Source organism: Stenotrophomonas sp. 220_Sma, from assembly GCF_056487375.1.
Map to the genome: position 1 here is coordinate 2,403,551 of NZ_CM151348.1, position 17,503 is coordinate 2,421,053.

The 17,503-nt window shown below is 59.2% G+C and carries 13 protein-coding genes; 9 read left to right on the plus strand and 4 right to left on the minus strand.

From position 1 onward, the window contains the following. Positions 1–46 precede the first annotated feature (46 nt). Entirely contained in the window at positions 47–3,871 is a 3,825-nt protein-coding gene (locus ACZLIB_RS11265) for a hypothetical protein (RefSeq protein ID WP_239518989.1), read from the plus strand. Positions 3,872–4,215: 344 nt separating this feature from the next. On the opposite strand, the gene ACZLIB_RS11270 is transcribed toward ACZLIB_RS11265, so the two are convergent. The 3 genes from ACZLIB_RS11270 to ACZLIB_RS11280 form a co-directional block, all read right to left on the minus strand. Next, positions 4,216–10,275, minus strand: a complete 6,060-nt coding sequence (locus ACZLIB_RS11270; protein ID WP_164171573.1) for a DEAD/DEAH box helicase family protein — start codon at positions 10,273–10,275, stop codon at positions 4,216–4,218. Between the two features lie 313 nt (positions 10,276–10,588). Further along, on the minus strand, positions 10,589–10,828 hold the full coding sequence (locus ACZLIB_RS11275; RefSeq protein WP_164171572.1) for a hypothetical protein: 240 nt from the start codon (positions 10,826–10,828) through the stop codon (positions 10,589–10,591). Between the two features lie 189 nt (positions 10,829–11,017). Next, positions 11,018–12,154 (minus strand): site-specific integrase, encoded by a 1,137-nt coding sequence (locus ACZLIB_RS11280; RefSeq protein WP_164171571.1) that lies wholly within the window; start codon positions 12,152–12,154, stop codon positions 11,018–11,020. 190 nt (positions 12,155–12,344) lie between these two features. Between ACZLIB_RS11280 and ACZLIB_RS11285 the strand changes: the two genes are divergently transcribed. Further along, positions 12,345–12,629, plus strand: coding sequence for a hypothetical protein (locus tag ACZLIB_RS11285; protein ID WP_164171570.1), 285 nt, complete (start codon positions 12,345–12,347; stop codon positions 12,627–12,629). A gap of 308 nt (positions 12,630–12,937) precedes the next feature. On the opposite strand, the gene ACZLIB_RS11290 is transcribed toward ACZLIB_RS11285, so the two are convergent. Then, positions 12,938–13,357 (minus strand): DUF3693 domain-containing protein, encoded by a 420-nt coding sequence (locus tag ACZLIB_RS11290; RefSeq protein WP_478469880.1) that lies wholly within the window; start codon positions 13,355–13,357, stop codon positions 12,938–12,940. A 132-nt stretch (positions 13,358–13,489) separates the two neighbouring features. Between ACZLIB_RS11290 and ACZLIB_RS11295 the strand changes: the two genes are divergently transcribed. From ACZLIB_RS11295 to ACZLIB_RS11325, 7 genes are all read left to right on the plus strand, one after another. Continuing rightward, positions 13,490–13,654 (plus strand): hypothetical protein, encoded by a 165-nt coding sequence (locus ACZLIB_RS11295; protein WP_478469881.1) that lies wholly within the window; start codon positions 13,490–13,492, stop codon positions 13,652–13,654. Beyond that, the gene (locus ACZLIB_RS11300) at positions 13,651–13,812 is read left to right on the plus strand and encodes a hypothetical protein (RefSeq protein WP_478469883.1); all 162 of its coding nucleotides are present in this window, start codon (positions 13,651–13,653) and stop codon (positions 13,810–13,812) included. The genes ACZLIB_RS11295 and ACZLIB_RS11300 overlap by 4 nt, the downstream gene beginning before the upstream one ends. Positions 13,813–14,074: 262 nt before the next feature. Continuing rightward, on the plus strand, positions 14,075–14,953 hold the full coding sequence (locus ACZLIB_RS11305) for a rolling circle replication-associated protein (RefSeq protein WP_478469924.1): 879 nt from the start codon (positions 14,075–14,077) through the stop codon (positions 14,951–14,953). Between the two features lie 11 nt (positions 14,954–14,964). Further along, positions 14,965–15,240: a single-stranded DNA-binding protein gene (locus ACZLIB_RS11310; protein ID WP_478469885.1), complete on the plus strand. Its 276-nt coding sequence runs from the start codon at positions 14,965–14,967 to the stop codon at positions 15,238–15,240. A gap of 243 nt (positions 15,241–15,483) precedes the next feature. Continuing rightward, entirely contained in the window at positions 15,484–15,738 is a 255-nt protein-coding gene (locus tag ACZLIB_RS11315) for a hypothetical protein (RefSeq protein ID WP_279938400.1), read from the plus strand. A gap of 104 nt (positions 15,739–15,842) precedes the next feature. Beyond that, positions 15,843–17,171, plus strand: coding sequence for a hypothetical protein (locus tag ACZLIB_RS11320; protein WP_478469887.1), 1,329 nt, complete (start codon positions 15,843–15,845; stop codon positions 17,169–17,171). Beyond that, a complete protein-coding gene (locus ACZLIB_RS11325; RefSeq protein ID WP_182267810.1) occupies positions 17,171–17,500 on the plus strand; it encodes a DUF2523 family protein in 330 nt (109 codons plus the stop codon). The genes ACZLIB_RS11320 and ACZLIB_RS11325 overlap by 1 nt, the downstream gene beginning before the upstream one ends. Positions 17,501–17,503: the final 3 nt, after the last annotated feature.

The window sequence follows — 17,503 nt, forward strand, 5'->3', positions numbered from 1 at the left end:
TTTAATGCCTTGATGCGCGTGCCCCGATCATTGCGGGAAGGGAATCATGAGATTTTTTGAACTTGATGCTGTAGATATCACGGCGCTCAGTGCTGGCGATCTGCGTGAATTGGTTGCCCGTCTTTGCGAAGCGGAGGTAATCCAGCAGGGGCGTCGGCCGAAGAGCGTTATGTGGGGAGGTGCGCAGGAGGCACCTGATGGCGGTTTGGATGTCCGTATTGAGGCTATGGACTTGCCGTCCAACGACGGCTTTGTTCCTCGTGGGATCTGCGGTTTCCAGGTCAAGAAGCGTGCTATGGGTGCGGCGGCATGCAGGGACGAGATGTTGGAGGGTGGCACCCCAAAGCTCGTACTTGCAGATCTTGCCGATCGGAATGGTGCCTACATTATCGTTAGTGGCAAGGACGATTGTTCAGACAGCATGTTGGCGAGTCGAGTGCGGGCGATGGAGGCGGTCGCGGGGATCCTTCCTGGAAAAGCGTCTCTGCGCGTTGACTTTTATGGTCGAGATCGATTGGCGACTTGGCTACGGCGGCATCCAAGCGTTGCGCTGTGGGTTCGTGCGCGCCTCGGCCGCCCCTTGTCCGGCTGGAGGCCTTTCGGGAGGTGGGCAGCTACTCCCCCAGCCCAGAACGACGCATTCCTTGTTGATGACCACCCCTGCGTGATTGACGCGAACTCGAGCGCAAAGACTCCCATGCCTGTTTCTGAGGGCATACATCTAGCTCGAGAACGGTTGCGCCGCCGCGGTAGTGCGGTTCGCATCACCGGCCTCTCCGGAGTGGGGAAGACGCGATTCGCGCAGGCCCTGTTTGAGGCGAACGTTGGTGAGGAGGCCTTGTCACCAGCTAGCGCAATCTACGCCGACCTGGGTGAGAACTTGACACCGACGGCATCCGAGCTAGTTTCATACATCGTGGCTAACGATCATGCGGTTCAATTGGTGCTGGACAACTGCCCGCCAGACGTGCATCGGCAGTTGCAGAAGCAGGTCTCCGCAAGTAGCGCGATGCTCAGCCTTCTGACAATCGAGTACGACATCTCGGACGATCGTCCTGAGGAAACCGAAGTGATCCACCTCGAGCCGTGCAGCGAGGAGACGGTCTCGATGCTGATCCAGCGGCGGCACCCAGACATCGGGAAGTTGAACGCTGGCAAAATCGCCGAATTTTCCGGGGGCAATTCGCGCATCGCGATCGCGCTGGCCAGCCGGGTAGATGCAGATGAGACGTTGACAAACTTCTCCGACGAGGACCTTTTCCATAGGTTGTTCAGTCAACGAAAAGGAGCGTCCAATGAACTTCTGGAATGCGCTGAAGCGCTATCGCTCGTCTATTCCTTCAATGTTTCCTCGTCCGAGTTCAATGATGAGCTTGGCGTCCTAAGTGCCGTCGTTGGCCTCGATCGTCGTGGTCTGCATCGGGCTCAGGCTGAGTTGATGCGTCGTCAGCTCGCGCAGAGTCGTGGTGAGTGGAGAGCAGTTCTTCCTCATGCACTTGCCAATCGTTTGGCGAAGCGTGCGCTGGAGAACATCCCTGTCGACGCAATCAATGCCGAGCTGCTAAAGCCAGAGAACCTCCGACTTTTCGTCTCATGTGCGCATCGACTGGGATACCTGCACGATTTCGGGCCTGCGGTTCGGATGGCAAATAGTTGGGTGAGCCCCGGCGGACCGCTGCATGATATTGGATCGTGTAACGAAGGCACGCTGTCTGCATTGCTATACATAGCGCCGGTATTCCCGGAGACCGTGCTGCAGCTGATCGAGAACGCCGCAACCAAGCCAGGCTTTGCCTCGCGCGAGAACCGAAACTTCAGGTTGTTCGTGCGCCTGCTGCACCAGCTAGCTTACGACGAGGATAAGTTTGATCGTGCTGCGACGGTCATGCTGAAGTTCTCCGAGGCCGAGAAGTCAGGTGAGAACAGGGACAGCATAGTTGGACAGATGCGGCATCTGTTCTCGTTGCACCTGTCAGGTACGCTGGCGCGACCAGAACGGCGGTGCGCGTTTGTCAGCAAGCTACTCGAGTCGGGCACCGAGAGGCATCGCGAGATCGCAGCCGAGCTGTTCCATGCTGCGTTCGAAGCGACGCACTGGACGTCTTTCTCGGCGTTCGACTTCGGTGCACGTAGACGTGATGCTGGCTGGCAGCCGCGAACGCGTGCCGAAGAGCTCGAGTGGTATGTCGGCTTCTTGAACTTGCTGCGACCGGCGCTTACATGCGATGACTTGACTCTTCGCGAATGGGCGCGCTCACTCCTGGCAGGTCATTTTCGGGAACTATGGACGTTTGCGGGCTGTTTTGATGATCTCGAGGAGATAGTCAGAAATCATGCTTCGAAGGGGGAGTGGCCGCAGATGTGGGTCTCGGTAAAGAAGACGCTTGGCTTCGATGGCGACTCAGCTCATCCCGACCTACTGGCTCGGCTGGAGTCACTTTCGCGCGTTGCGGCACCATCCGACCTCTATTCGGAGATCGAGGCCTATGTGCTGTCCAATACTTGGGATCACATCGAGAGTAGGGGGGAGCAAGTAACCTTCAGTGACGAGATGATCCAAGAGAAGATCATCTCTCTTGGTGAGATGGCCGCAGCAGAGCTAAGTTGCTTAGAGCGATTGGGTCCAGGGATTTGGTCGGGCGAGTTCGATGCACTGCATCCTTTCGGCATTGGGCTGGCGCAAGGCAGCGTCGACCTACTTGCTACTTATGAGCGTCTCTTGAGCCTGGTGCAACTGCAAGTGCCTGCGGAGCTCAATCCACAGATGCTTCGAGGCTATATCAGCGCTGCGCACGATATCGACCCCGGCTTGGCCATGGTGATGCTGGAGCGCGTGCTGGATCATCCATTGTTGCGGGCGTTTTTCATCTACCTGCTCAGCGCCATCAAGATTGGCCCATGGGGGTTCAATATGCTCATTGAGTTGGCACGAGGGGAAGAGTTCGAAGCGTGGCGGTTTGGTCAGCTTGCCTATGGCCGCATGCACGAGTCCCTTACCGACAGCGAGCTCACGGAACTATTCACCATATTGAACCAGCGGCACGATGGCTTCTACACCACGCTTAGTGTGCTGGAAATGCGATTCTTCGCGGGGAGAGGCGGAAACTATGCGCCGAATGAAGATCTCCTTTCGGCAGGGCGCGTCGCCATTCGCGGTCTACTCGCGGGGAAGTGCGGACAGACTGAACTGAAGCGCATCCGAGGGACCAAGCGCATCGCCCAGCAGTGCCTATCTGAGTCGGCTCCAGAACAGGAAGTCAAAGAGATCGTGAGGTTGCTTTGCGAAGGGTTGGATGATCTCAGAATTCGTAGCTCTGACTTCGAAGTCCTCATCACAACGCTATTCCGCAACTTCCCGGAGATTGTCCTTGGAGAGATCTTCACGGGCGACGATAGGGAGCGTCGTTTGATTGATCACCTTTTCAAGTATAGGTTCGGAGGTACGTCGCCGTCACTCAGTAGTATACCGGTGGATCGACTGGTTGCCTGGTGTCGTGGCGATCAAGATCGGATCGTGCGCGTTGCTGCAGCGACTTGCGCCTACTCAACTGTAGAGGCAAGCGATATACCACTAGAGCATCCCAAACGCGTTGTCCTCAGTGCGTCCATCAAAGGCTTGCTGGAAGCCGCAGTGGACAAGCAATGCATCGTCGATGTGATGTTTGCCGGAATCCAGCCCATGAGTTGGTCTAGCTCGTTGGCTGACATCATAGAAATTCGGGCCAAAGCTTTTGCTGAGCTGCTGGAGCATCCATTGGCTGAAGTGAGAAATCTTGCGGCGGAAAGGCTTGAACGGGTCGAGCTCACAGTGAGAAGAGAGCGACAGCGGGAGGCGCAAGATCAAAGTCGACGGGAACAGCGCTTTGAATGATGCGTATGGGTGAGATGGAGCCGGCTAGTCATCTTGGTGTTGCGCCCCGCATAGATACTCGGTCCTGTTGGCTCATTGTGAATTCGATGTCCAGCCGATATGGGGCCAGCTGGCATCGCCAGGTGAGCCGCTCCAGGTTGTGACGCCCAACATGGCCCAGTCGGATCTGCTGGGCCGTGGGCGTATGCAGGCCGACTACCTCAACGGGTAGCGGGGCGGCGTGGCAGCGTGGGTGCAGGCTGCGCTCGCATAGCGGTCCTTCCAGTTCTTACGCCAGAAGGGCTGTCGTCAGCGATAACAGCCTGTAGTTAAGCGTCTAGGATCGAAGCGGAGTATGGATGGCCTTAGACCGAGTATCCGCCCTTCGCCGTTCTTAGGAGAGTTTGCCCGCAATTACTCGGCTGCTCTATATGCCTGCTTGCGAACACGTTAACGGCTAAGGACTCTTTCCCACAAGCGGCGGTGAGTTGCTCCAGGCCAGCCGGCGTCACAACGAGGTAGCAACCCTCGCCCCACAGAGAATCCGCATCGATTCCAACCGGGCCGGCGTCACGCCACCAGTGAAGCTCTGCGACCACCGTTCCGCTCGCATCGAAGAATACGCTCGGTGTCTCGTCATGAGCGCGCCAGCGAAGCCCCTCAACCCAGTTTGGGCATAATGCAAACGGATTGGCCGCTGTGTCAAAGCCCATGTCCACGGAGCAGACAACTCGCCTTACCAGCGTTGGTGCCAGATCATTGTCGAGTGGGACGTACTGGCCTAGCCAAACAGCGATGGGCAGCTTGGCGTAACAATCGTCGAAGTCTTCACTATCAGTCTCTGCCCAAGGTGCTCTAAAGCGGTAGAAGCGGTGCTCTGACAGTCGTGCCTTGTGGATATGGAAGCGAGACACCTCGGCCACGACTTGGCCGTCGCAGTGCGCCAGGAAAGGGGCAACATCGCCGTCAACCTCGTCAATCCACTTCTGCTCTCGCTCGGACCAACCGGCACTTCGGTCAATCAGCGGCCTTCGAATCCACTCGGGACGAACTCGCGGGAGCATCAATGGCCGAGGCGGAAGGGGGTAGCCCAATTTCTCCAACAGCATCGGACTGTCCCGGCTCTCCAACTTGCCGGCCAGGCGCAGTTCCCCTGCGACGTGGCGAAGGGCAGCAATGGCAATGTAGGCGTGTGGCTTCATGTAAGTGATCTGCATATCAAGGACACGAAGCTGAGCCTCAAGCTCTTTGACACCAGAGGGCCCGAAGGCCTCAAGTCCACCCCAATCCTGGATGAACATCGCCGCGCGCCGGCGGACTGTCATCTCCTCGATGTCTGCCGCCTTTGCAATGTGACGTGCCGTCGAGCGCAACATACGAGTCCAGCCAAGCGGCGATTCGACGCGCATTGCACCAGTTCTCTCGTCCGTGAATGCCTGGTCGCTCTCTGGCAGGTCACTGAATTCGAGGAGATAGAAGAGTGGCAGTGGCGTCGCGTCCAAAGAGACAGCCAGCCCCCACCGATGCGACAAGAGCGTGGCTGACTCGGCTACCGCAATGTCACGGTGACTGACCATTGCAGCTACGGCGCGGCCCAATACGGGCTCGAGGTTCGCGCTGTCGGCAGCGAGCAGCGTTCCGAGTGCCTGCAAGGGGGCGTCCAACTCACCGTCCATAAGTCGCCGGATAAGAGATGTGAACAAAGATTGACCCTGTCCGGCTTGCCTTGCCAAGCTCAGCGCGCAATTGCGCGCGTGCCGCTGAACCTCTGCAATGGGAAGCCGATAGGCAAAGTGCAGCAAATCCTCCAAAAGGTCCGTGTCGCTGAGTGGTAGCTCGCTCGACTGGAAGGGCCGCCCCAACTGGAACTCGCGAGTGCAGGTCATCTGCTCCTCAAGCAGCGACCAGATAGCCGGCCAGTCTGGCGTCAAGCTGATGACCGGCAGTATCGAATCCAGCTCTGTGAGCAGTGCCTGGGTATTCTCCTGGCCCGTCGTCACTGAATCGACTATGTTCTCGAAGGCCGCAAGGCATGTGGATGATCCGTGCAGAAGCTTCTTCGCCTTAAAGTAGAAGAACCTGCCGCCACCCATCCACTGGCTCCAGGAGCTCCAGGGGTCGTTGCTTGTCTCGTAGCCTTGCATAAGCTTCTTGGCGTAATCGACCTCATCGGCCGCAGCAAACCGCTCCACCATCAGGAAGCGGCAGCGTGCGTTGTCCTGCAATACCTGCCAGCGCTCAAAGACCCTTCGCGCCAGATGAAGCGGAGCTGTGTCTGCCAGATCTTCGAAACGGTCCGGGGCGTTGTGGTTCAGCTCGTCGCTATCTGCTTCAAACGCGAGTTCAAGATCCTCGAGAGTAGCTTCCGAGGCGTACTTGTTAGGTGTATATGAGTGTCGAGGCTCCGGCGCTTCTGGCGTCCACCGGGCGATGGCGGCTTCGAGCTCAGGCGACGAGAGTCCATGCTTTCCGGAAGCCTTGTGAATGCGCTGGAGCAGCGCGATTCTCTCGTGCGCTCTGCTGGCTACCTCGACCGCCCCAACCAGCATCAGAGCGAGCGGTTCAATCTGGTCAGGGCCGGCTGCGTCCGCGGAGGCGTCGATGAAGTCACCAACATGGGACGGATCCCGGTAGTGCGGTTCCATATAGAATGGCAGGCACAGACCGCACCAGACGGTCGCGCATGCCAAGACGAGTTCAGGGTTTCGCCTGACCATCCCCGTCATGAGCAGGTCGACACGATTCGGCCAGCCGATTAGATGCCAATCCGCCAGTGTTTTTGACACCTCGAAGCCGAAGCGAGGTCCAACCTGCATCGCTTCCTTAATCAGTGCCATCGTAAGGCGATGCGCGGCCGACGACCCTTCCGTTTTGGTCATGCCACCGACCTGACGCATCAGGTCTGAGACCCGCTTGACACGGCTTTCCGGGTCAGCTGCGTTCGCGAGAGCTAGAATGTTTCGCCAGATCGCATACTGCGGGTCTTTCTTGGGGGCCAAGGCATAGCCAAGGCATTGCTCAGGAACTGTCGCCAGCAACTGATTCGCCCGCTCTAACTCCCCGACCGCAGCCAACGCGATGGCTAGATTCGCTAGCCCGTCGATCTGCTCGCTTGGTGTACTTTCTTTAAGCTCCGCCACGAGGGCATTAAGCCGATCCGCCGCCGCCGCACGATCACCGTCAATGCGATATGCATCGACAGCCAATCTGCGTCGCAGGTAAGCAGTTCCCTTCGACGCCGATGAGGCGATGGCTGAGTCAACCTCCCGAAGTACCGCGCGATATTCAGTCTCACCGCGCTCGGCGCCGAGCCTCAGCAGCGCTTGCACGAGCGTGGGGATCGCTTTCAAAGACTGCTGGATACGGTATGACTCGCTGCCGCCTTCTGATGCGAGACGTAGGACATACCCAAGGGACGTGCGGGCTATGCCTTGGATGCCGCCTGCCGATAAGGACCCGTTGACGTCGGCAGCGCGAGCTAGAAGCACACCTATCGTTGAAGCGTGCTGTTGGAGTGGATGAAGGAAGGTGTGCTTCGACGGTGTCACGCTTGGCAGTGGCCTCTTGAGCAGCGTGCAAAGCCTCGCGTGATGCATCACTGCGCCGACCAGATTGCCCAGCCCAGCCAGGTCCGTCTTGTCGTCGCACATGGAGATCATCGGTGCGACCAGCTTGTCGAACAGGGCCTCGGCTAGGTCACGACGGCCAGCTTCGAATGCGATCAGCGCCATCCGACGACGGTAGCCGTTTGGTACCTCCCCGAACCCGGGAAGAGCGACGGCACTATCAAACAGCGCAAGCGCTTGCCCAACGTCGCCACGTCGACTGGCCGCAAGCCCTGCGTGAACCATCACCGACGGCTTATCTTCGTTGGCTACTCCGAGCTTGCTACATAGTTCTTGAGGATCGGAGCCAATCTTCTGAACGAGCATCGCCTTTGCGGCTTCCCTCCTAAGATGCAGCCGCAGCGCGACGGCAGATTGCGGATCCACCTTTTCCGGCTCCCGTAGACCCTCTGCGGCGAGATGATCAACCGCTATCTGGATCTGCTCGGTGTCTCGGAAGTGGACGGCGCGCATTGCCCATCTTTCGAATTCCTTGATGTTGTGCTGGTGCCCGTAGTTTCTGAACTTGGGCGTATGGAGCTGCGATAGCGGTTCGAGGCTTTCAAACAGCTCCTTCGCGCGGTCGAAGTCGCCTCGCGCTAGTAGGGCGTCGACGACCTCGTAGCCCTGGCTGGGGAAGTCCTGCACGAGGGAGACGGCTGCTTCAATGTTCCCCACCGCCAGCATAGCCAGCGGGAGTTGGTTGGCGTACTCAAGGGCTGATTTGCGCCGATCCACTTCGTCACGACACAGCAGCAGCCGTGTAAAGGCGGTCGCGTCGTGCGTTTCACGCACTGCCAGCAGGGCGAGGCGGATGTCGGCGTGAATCTCGGCGATAGAACGCCCGTCAGCCAGCTGCTGCCTGAAGCGAGCGGGCATCGCCAATGCCAGTACATCGGCACCGTCGCCAGCACGGGCGCGGTAGCGCAGCTCAAGCCAGTACTGTGCCGATTCAGGTGGCGCGCTCTTCGCCAACTGGGCAAGGTTGCGGTATACGCGCTGCGAGTATTCAGCGTCGACGCTCCCGAGGCGGGTTCGCGGTTGAGCGATGACGAATAGCCTAAAGCTGTTGTGGAAGACGCTCCATCCCCGGGATGAACTGCGGAGCAGGTGCTGCGCAATGACCAGGGCGCGTTCAATCGAGGACTCCTTGACCATCGTGGCCAGCAGTCGCAGGTCCATGGGTGCCTCAGCCCGAGCGATGAAGCCCAGCACATCCATGGCATCGACATCGTTTGCGATCTCGCGCCAAGCAGCTGAATATACAGTCTCAATATCGCCGTCGAACGGCATCCCGCCGCTAAGAAGGTGCTTGCGACTAGCTTCGTCAGCGTGCAGCAGTGCCTGAATCAAGTAGCGCGTTGCCAGCGGGTGGCCATGCGTGAGATTGCTGAGATCCAATCTTGGAATCTCGGCAGGCAAGCCTAGCGCATCCGCCATCCAGGTGAGTTCCTCGCGACCGAGAGGCCCCATGAGAACCTGTCGCTCGCTCTTCTCCGCTTGCGCTCTTACGGCGGGCTTCAGATTAGCGAGATCCAACCGTTGCGTGCCGAGCACGAACACGACCCCGTTCGGGATTGCCGCGGGAAGAGGAAGCTCTCCCAGAAACGAATTGGTCGGCCGTTCTTCGCGTGGCACATGGTCTAGCCCGTCGACAACGATGATTGTACGGATCCCTTCGCGAGTGAAGCGCTCACCAGCCTGCCATAGCAGGACGCCGAACTGTTCGCGGCGCTCAGATAGCGAGTCATCGCGAAGACGAAGTCCAACTAAACCGCTGTTTCGCAGCTGCGTACCTACGTCGGTCAGAAAGTTGTCGGCCTCCCCACGACCCACGCCTTGAGCCGCGCCCGGCACGTACGCCAAGTAACGGACGAGCCGGACACTTGCTTCAGTGGCCAGCGCAACCTGCAGGAGAGTGGATTTTCCGGAGCCAGGTGGTCCTATGAGTGAGACGTAGCCGTGATTGGAGGCATGAAGCGCTGCTAGTAGCTTGACCTCAGTGTCCCGATTGCGCTGGACATAGGCGCCGACCGGGAACCGATGGATGAGCAAAGTCTTGGCGGGATCGCGCCATCCAAGCTCACGAAGCAGCTCGTCACGCGTCCACCTGTCCTTGTCGCGTTCATCGGCGACTAGCTTGGGCAGCACGCTGGCAATCTCGCATGCCTGTCTCGCCTGCTCCGCATTCAGCTTGTGCGACTGGATGAAGTTCGCTGCAGCTCCGCACACCACGCGCAGGGCGTGCATGAACTGTTCGAAGTCGTCATCATTTAAGCCGGCTTCGCGGCGCAGGTGGTCGATCAGTCGGCTCCATCCTCGCGCGGACCAATCCGACAGCGACCGATTTGGATGCTGTTGGAACTCCTCGAGAAATGCAGCGCTGTGCCGTAGCCTGCCGTCGCCTGGCTTGTCGGTAACCGATGGAAAGTCGTTGACGACCAAGTGAATCTCGACGCGACTTCCTGGGTTGTCCTTGGACAGGCACTGCCAAGCTTGAACTAGGGGCTTCAAGAGACCATTGGCACCAGTAAACAGCGTCTCAACAGTGAAAGTGCCTGGGAACTTGGACGTCTTGAACTGGTGACCGACCACCAATCCATCGAATCCTAGTACCAGGTCGTCCGCAATGCCCGCGTTGCGGTCAGCGACGCCAATCCAAAGCAGCTCGTCGCGCTCAAGCGCGGCATAGATGGCAGCGCCCGCGCGCTCGTACTGGCCGACGTATCCACGAAGCGCTCGGCGTTCGCCCTCCGCCGGTGCCGTTGCGGGAGCTGTAGCAGCGGATGGCTGCGAATTTTTGGGCGCTTTCGAGGCCATAAATATGGATTGGGTAGTGGGTGCGAACCTGAGAAAAGGGAGCCGCTCCAGCATAACCCGGGGGCGTCGAGCACCAGCGGGTATGCCGTCGCCGCATCGAGCGGCATTGTGAATCGAAGTATATCCGTCGTCGATCACATCGGTCACTCGCACGGACGCGAGAACGGCTGTTCAGCCCATGGCTGACATTTGTCCGTAGGAGCTGATCGGACGCATGTGGCCGCAGGCGGACATCAACGGAACAAAAGGGGGGGGCAGGGGGAATTATCGGGGGTGAAGCATGGCAGCTGTCGGCCCGAAACGGAGGCTCGACTTACACCTTCCAGACTTTGCTAATCACGGGCACATCAGCTTTATCGAGTCTAGGGAGATAGGCAATCAGTTTGTAGCCGCCAGGTCGAAAGTGGTCGAGACGAAGCTCCGCTTCTGCTTGCAATCTGGTGCCGTCCGGACCTTCGACCATGACCGCATAAACGGGATTCTTCTTGCCATGCGAGAGCGGCAAATCGGACGTCAGGGTCGAGTGGCCATTGCCTTTCGCACCGCCAAGCATCGCAGGATCTTTGGTGTAGCCGCGCGCGATTTACTGGAGACGGCCGACTCAAGCATCGGGCACAGATCACCCGATCTCCGTGACGTGAGGGCCGACTGCGACGGGAGATCATCAGAGACCGACAGTGATAGATCGCAGCGAAGCCGCGACGATCAAAGGATACTTCTACTAGTTTGACCGCACGATTGCCTAGGACTCAGTGCTCGTCGTGTCTCCATACCGCCCTATGGGGCGCTCGGCACTTGACCTTGCGGCAGCTTCCAGCATTCGAGCCGCCGGATTCGTTTCGGCCGCACCGGCCTGATAGTAGCCGATGACACTGACCACCGATCGGTGATCGGTCATTGCCATAATGGCTGGCAGGGCAATTCCTTGCCTAGCACCTTCCGTTACGAAACCCGATCGTAGGCTGTGACCGCCAAAGCTCCCCACCAATCCGGCAGCGCGGGCGCGATTCTGGATGATGGTGGCCACCGACTTGGGTGACAAGCCGGCCCCAACTTTCCCGCGTGTCAATTGGCGGAAGAGGGCACCCTCCTGCAGTCCAGCCGCTTCGATCCAGGTGCGAAGCGCTTCGGCCGGTGGACCTAACAAGGGCTTGTCCGGCGAGCCGCCTGCTTTGACGCCCTCCTGAAGCGTTTTGCCGACGTCCAGGTGGTAGAGGTAGCCGCCGTCGATCGGCGCAAGCTTGCTCAAGACGGCATGGGCCGTCTCGCTCCGACGGCGCCCACCACTGGCGAAGGCGAAGTAGAGCAGGGCACGATCACGTTTCCCAACAAGATCGTCCTCACAGGTCGCAATCATCGCCATCAATTCGGTCGCAGTGATCGCCGTCTTCTTGCTCGGCCGCTCGCCGCGCTTATGTGCGGCGCGACGGCCCTTGGCCAGCAGCTGCCGAACCTCGCTGCTTTCGCAGGGATTGGCCAGCTTGAGCAATTGATGGGCGCTGGAGAGCACCGCAACGCGGTGGACGATGGTCGACAGCTTGAGCGGTCCTTGGCGCTGCTTGAATTTGCCTTCCACCAAAAGCGCATCCAGTGTCGGCGGCAGCTCCCAGGTCAGGGCATCGCCTGAGCGCCGGGCCAGATGATCGATGATGAACTGGATCACGCAAGACGCGTCGACCGGCATGGCGATGACCGCTCCGTAGCGGCCTTGGTACCAGGCCGCCCAGTAGCGCAAGGCGGTGGCGTAACTGCGCGTGGTGTTGGCCGAGGCCGCTTCGGCGAAGACTTCGCGCACCGCGTCCGCCGAGGACTGCGAGAGCTGCGCCACAGTCGGATTGGCAGGAGCCGCGGTGGTCAGAGCTGGAAGAAGGTCGCCCATAAGTGGTTGAAAGTAGGGCTTAAAAATAGCCTGAGTTCCGATAAATATATCTTATCGGAAGTCGAATTTCATAGGGCAGGGTGATGATTTTCTAGTGTTCCGGCGCCAGTAATCGCCGCCCATTCCGGGACGTGCGTCGCACTTGCTAAGATCACGTGGACACAGTGGGTGTCAGACGCGAAGGATCGAAATGGCTGTCTATGTAGTGACCTGGAACTTGAACAAGGAAGTGGACTACAACGCCAAGAGAGCTGCGTTCATTAAACACTTGGAGCGCTATCAGAATGTAGCGGATGCGGCCTTGGAGTCGGTTCGTTGGGTTTCCGCGAACATCACAGCCCATCAGCTCTGCGCAGATCTTCAGCAAAAGCTCGACAAGAATGATCGAATCTTCGTCTCTCGTGTGCCGCCTGGTGAATACTACGGATACATCAGCAAGGCGGCTGGAGACTGGATCCTCAAGCATAGCGGCTGAGGGTTGAGTTCGATGGCGCCCTCAGCTTCGTAAAGCAAGCTCTAGATGTCTTCGTTGCTTGGGGAAATGGTACCAATGCGCTGCCTTGGTACCATCTCTAGCTCTAGATGAAGCGCCCTGATGTGCCATTGGCGTTGCTTCAAATTCGCGACCTACCATTGGTGATGCACCAAAGTCACAGCGAGTCATTGGCAGTGCACGCAGCTCAGCGCATCAGTTGCTACAAGTTGCCGCACAAGCTGCACCAAGTTCACAGCGCTCAACACGCTGGCCAAGAGCGAGATAAGGGATCTGAGGACCGGGAAGGCTCAGGCTTCTTGGGCAGCGATCCTATTCGTAACATAATATACAGAATGCGGCTGATCGGAGCCGGAAAATCCTTGTGAATCAATGGATTTAGCGCGGGCGGCGCCGGGTGCTGCGAACACTACCAGCGCCAACACTGCGGCGACCGCGCTCAACCTGTCCAACATCGATTTCCACATTGCGCGCTCGGCCGGGGATGCCGCGCGCTCCGCATGGATGCGTGCCGTCCATGCCGGTCCATCGAGCTTTGCCATGGCGCAAAGCTGCGCAATTCGCTCATCAGGAATGGGATTCCGGGCCTGTCGCCAGTTCGAGACGACGGCGCGGGTGACCCCCATGCGCTGAGCTAAAGCATTGTCTGAAGGGAGATTTGTTCCGACACGGGCTTGGTCGAGCAGCTGGTTGACGGCGTCCATGTACACGATTCCGTTGACAGGGTGTATTCGGGGAACTATACATCGGCCCCGTATGCGGGATCGCATACGCCCGCCACCGGCACCCCAAGGCCGTTGGCGGGTTCCCTTGGGGTAGGGGCTTGGGGACGGGGTAGGGCAATGGATGCGCTTATCGGGGTCGTTCTTGCTGGCTGCATTGCGGCCGTCTCCTTCGGGCTGGCGCTGATTCCGCGCCGCCTGTCTGTCGCACTGGCTGCGACTCGATCCAATCCGGCCGCTGAGGCTGCCGTCATCGCCCGGGCATTGGCCGAGGTGCGCCGATGATCCCGGCTCCGCCCATCTTCATCACTGCACCGGTCGTCCAGGTGGCAGGCGATCCGCTCGATCTGTTCCTGCGCATCAACGTGATCGCGTTCGGTGTGTTCGTTCTCTGCGCCTGCGTCGCTATGTGGGTTGCCGACGACCGCGAGGGTGGCCGATGAGTGATTTCGAATACTTCTCCGGGATTGTGGGCGGCTGGATTCTTGTCTGCGCATTCGTGGCATGGCTGAACGCCAACGAGAGGCGCAAGAAGTGAGCGCCGTCCAGCATCTGCAATGCGCCTTCTGCGGCAACGTCGCGACCTATCTCTTCAAGGGCGGTTGCTGCTTTGAATGCACCGAGTCGGACGGTCGCATTGAAATCCCGCCGACTCCTGTTGACCCGCGCTCGCCAGAGTTGCGGGCATTCGACCTGTCCGTTGCTATGGACAGGGCAGGGCAACGCAGTGTGGAAATCGCCAACGAGGACATGCGTCGCGCGCAGCGCGCTTCTGGCACGTCCCTGCAAGAGTATTTCCGTGTCGGGGAACTGCTGAAGGGCGACGGCCGCGCAGCGGCCGACGCCCTTGGGCTTGTCTATTACAAAACAAGTGACACGCCGGTCCGCCTTGGCCGGGTCACCATCGAAATTGATCCCCTTCTTGCGAAGGCGCAACGGCTGCGAAAGTCCGTCATTACCGGAGCACGGCTTCATGACCAAGAGGCGCAAAAAGGTTCGCGCCGTGGCGCGTGGTATTTCCTCACGCTCACCTACCGAGACGGAAGCGATAGCAGCCCTCGTGACGTTAGCGAGCTACTTAAGCGCATGCGCGGCTTCTTCAATCGAACTCGAGATCGGCGAGAACGGTGGAAAGGTGAAGTGTTCCGTTACGTATGGGTCGGTGAACTCACTCAGCGTCTTCGCCCCCATTACCACGTAATGGTGTGGGTGCCGAAAGGAATGTATTTCGGCAAGGTCGATCAGCGCGGCTGGTGGCCTCATGGCTCCAGCCAGATCGAGAAAGCCCGCAACTGCGTTGGGTATCTCGCGAAGTACGCCAGCAAGTTCACCAGCGTCGTGGCAGGCGCATTTCCCAAAGGATTCCGAACCAGTGGCGTCGGTGGACTCAATGAAGAGTCCAGGCGCGAACTGCGTTGGTGGAAAGCACCGAAAGAGGCCCGCGAGGCGCTCGGCGGTGAGGCGGACATCCGCAAGATCAAAGGCGGGTGGTTCGACAAGGCTACCGGGGTGTTCTGGCCGTCCCCGTGGAAAGTCACATTCGCATTCGGCCGGACAATCGCTTGGAAGGTGATCCCAATATGAAAGTTGAAGTCATGACCGATCAGGTCGAAACCCGTTCGTTCCCCGCTCGCGACGGCAAGGCTGCTGTCCATTTCCGTGAGCAGAAAGCTGCCGTGCTTCGCCCCGGAGATTTCCCGCTTCCGTTCAAGCTGACGCTGGATGACGACCAGCAGCCGTACAAGCCCGGCACCTACGACCTGTGCCCGACCTCGCTGGAAAGCAACAAGTATGGCGGCCTCGATTTCGGTCGTCGGATCCGCCTGCTGACGCCGTCGCCCACTCCGGGCGCGGCCCAGCCGAGGGCGTAACCCATGAATGGGCCCACGCTCTACCTCGCATGCGACTCGTCTGACTACGACGTGGCGACGGGGCAGTGTGCCCAGCCGTACTACGCCTTACCGCCCAGCTTCATTCCTTACCTCAGCTACACAGATGGCATCCAGATTGCTGGCGCCATCGCCGGGGTATGGGCGGTGGGTGTAGCAGCCCGCGTGTTTATCCGCGTCGCGGATCACGCAACCCCGTAGCAGTACCCAACCAGAGAGAGATCTATGAATCGCAGTGATATTTCGTTCCGCAATCTGCCCGTCGCCGTGAAGAAGGCGCGTTCCGCCATTGCCAAGGGTGCAACCGCCGTTGGTGGTCTCGCGATGTCTGGCATCGCCTTCGCCCAGGACTCCGGGCTCGGCGCCGCTGCTACCGCTGAAGTCGGCGGCATCAAGACCGATGTGACCGGCGTACTCAAGGTGCTGATCGGCGTTTGCTTCCTGCTCGTCGCCTTTACCTACCTCAAGCGCGCGAAGTGATCCACCGGGGGGCTTCGGCCCCCCATTCTTACTGGAGGTTGCATGGACGGTTACTGGATCATCATCGCTGCGCTCGGTGCATTCTGGCTCGGGTTCAGCAAGGTATGAGCCTTTCTGCAAAGGCGCAGGGGGTTCTGCCCTCGTGGGCGGCCTTTGCCGCCCTTCTTGTTTTGATGTTCGCTGTAATACCTGTGGCGACGGCCGCGATGTATCCGGATCAGGGACGCGCGTACGCAGCCTGTCAGCGTGACATTGCTGGCGGCCCTTCTGGCTGGCAACCGATGAAATGCAAAGGTGACCTCTATAGCAACGGATCAGGCGTTTACTACGCGCTGGATGCGTCGGGCCGCGCCGTAGGCTGGGACTATGCGTGGGGCGCCAACACTAGTTGCAAGAGTCGTGTAGATGGGCAGGCCGGAATGATCAATGGCACGCTGTATAGCGGCGGTGTCTGTGACAACGGGTGCAAGGTGCAACCGAACCTTGATCCCGGCACCAACTACTCAATTCGGGAAAGCGGCAATCCTAACGCTATCGCTGTTCGTTCCGGAACGTGGAAAGCTACTGGCGACGTGTGCAGCATTACCGACACGCAGCCAAAGCCGGATCCGAAAGACGAGTATTGTCACACCACGTCTTCCGGCCATCAGGTGTGTAAGGGCAAGGACAGGACTTGCGTTACCTCGCCGAGCGGTTTCCGCACCTGTGCCAGTGATACGGCGAACGAAAAGGGGCACACGGCCACCAACAACCCGCGTACGGAAGCAACAAGCATCGGTGCACCTAACACGCCTCCCAATGCGCCGACCAATCGTCCTGGCGAAGACTGGAAGCCCAGCGGTCCATCGACCACGATCACGAATAACAACTCCGGCAGCACCACCAACACGCAGAACTACAACAACCAAGGCACGCCCAACGGCAATCAGCCTACGCCGGGCGACGGGTCCGGACCGGGTAGCGGAGGCAGCAACGGAAACGGCGATGGTGATGACGGCGGTAGCAAGCCGGACTATGGCTCGGTCGGCGGGGATGGTAAGTGCACCGGCAGCTTTACATGCAGTGGTGGTGATCCGGTTCTTTGCGCCATTGCGCAGCAAACGTACAACCAGCGTTGTGAGGCTGAGGCCCGCTGGGGCGATGGCGAGGGTGGCGGAACGTTCCCCGGTGATGGCGATGGCGGAGCAGGGCAGGACCCCGACCCTAAGAAGTCCCTTCGCACTGCCACACCTTCTCTCAGCATGATCGATAAGGGGGGCTTCTTCGGTGGCGGTAGCTGCCCACAGTTCGCTGTGGCCGACACCAGCTTCGGCCCGTTTTCGTTCAATGACGTTGACTTCTGCAAGTTGGTCGTTCTGGTGCGCAATTGCTTGATGCTTCTCGGCGCGTTCATTGCGCTCGCAATTCTGATGGGCTGGCAGGGGAAAGACTGATGTTTGAAAAGCTGACAACCACTCTCGTTGGTTTTGCCGCCCATCTTCTAGGTGCGCTGAAAGTTGCCGCAAGCTTCATCTTTGCTCGCGTCCTGGCTGCAGCTGGTTTGACGTTTGTCAACTACAAATACGTTCTGCCTGACGTCAAGCAGTTCGTTGCCGAACAGGCAGGTGGAATGGATGGCTCAGTCGTGCAGCTGGCGGGTGCGATGGGGGTTGATGTCTTCATGACAATGATTCTGTCCGCATTGGTTGCCCGCGTCGGCATGCGGGCATTCATTGCGGGCATTGAGCAGATTCAGGGCATGATCAACGACGCAGGGGGTTAAACG